The sequence below is a fragment of the Shewanella sp. UCD-KL21 genome, assembly GCF_001957135.1.
In the GTDB taxonomy this organism is placed as follows: Bacteria; Pseudomonadota; Gammaproteobacteria; order Enterobacterales; family Shewanellaceae; genus Shewanella.
The window spans coordinates 1-1,110 of the sequence record NZ_MPHK01000058.1; the positions used below are offsets into that span (position 1 = coordinate 1).

Here is a 1,110-nt window from a genome sequence, read left to right on the forward strand (position 1 = left end):
ATGTGTTAACTAAATGTGTTAACTAAAGGCGCTATTAAGCAACGATTTTAGCTACAACACCAGCACCAACAGTACGGCCACCTTCACGGATAGCGAAACGTAAACCGTCATCCATTGCGATTGGGTAGATTAGTGTAACAACCATTTTGATGTTATCACCAGGCATTACCATTTCTACGCCTTCTGGAAGCTCGATAGTACCAGTTACGTCAGTTGTACGGAAGTAGAACTGTGGACGGTAACCTTTGAAGAATGGAGTGTGACGTCCACCTTCTTCTTTCGAAAGTACGTATACTTCTGATTCGAAAGTTGTATGTGGAGTGATTGTACCTGGCTTAGCTAATACTTGACCACGTTCAACGTCATCACGCTTAGTACCACGTAAAAGTACACCACAGTTCTCGCCAGCACGACCTTCGTCAAGAAGCTTACGGAACATTTCAACACCAGTACAAGTCGTTTTAGTTGTGTCTTTAACACCAACGATTTCTACTTCGTCACCTACTGTGATGATACCACGCTCAACACGACCAGTAACAACAGTACCACGACCTGAAATTGAGAATACATCTTCAATTGGAAGTAGGAATGGCTTATCGATGTCACGCTCTGGCTCTGGGATATAAGTATCTAAAGCTTCAGCTAGTTCAACAACTTTAGCTTCCCAATCTGCTTCGCCTTCAAGTGCTTTAAGTGCAGAACCTTGGATAACTGGTAAGTCATCACCTGGGAAGTCATATTCAGAAAGAAGTTCACGAACTTCCATTTCTACTAATTCAAGTAGTTCTTCATCGTCAACCATGTCACATTTGTTCATGAATACGATGATGAAAGGTACGCCAACCTGACGTGAAAGCAAGATGTGCTCACGTGTTTGTGGCATTGGACCATCTGTAGCAGCAACTACTAAGATAGCGCCGTCCATTTGTGCAGCACCAGTAATCATGTTTTTAACATAATCGGCGTGACCAGGACAATCTACGTGTGCGTAGTGACGAGTTGGTGTGTCATATTCGATGTGAGAAGTATTAATTGTAATACCGCGCTCACGCTCTTCTGGAGCGTTATCGATTTGTGCGAAATCTTTAACTTCACCACCATATACTTTTG

1 protein-coding gene is annotated in these 1,110 nt (G+C 42.9%); it reads right to left on the reverse strand.

The window, feature by feature from the left end:
* Positions 1 to 34: 34 nt before the first annotated feature.
* Positions 35 to 1,110 (reverse strand): elongation factor Tu (gene tuf / locus BM739_RS19825; RefSeq protein ID WP_076543319.1); only part of this gene is annotated, 1,076 nt, incomplete at its 5' end.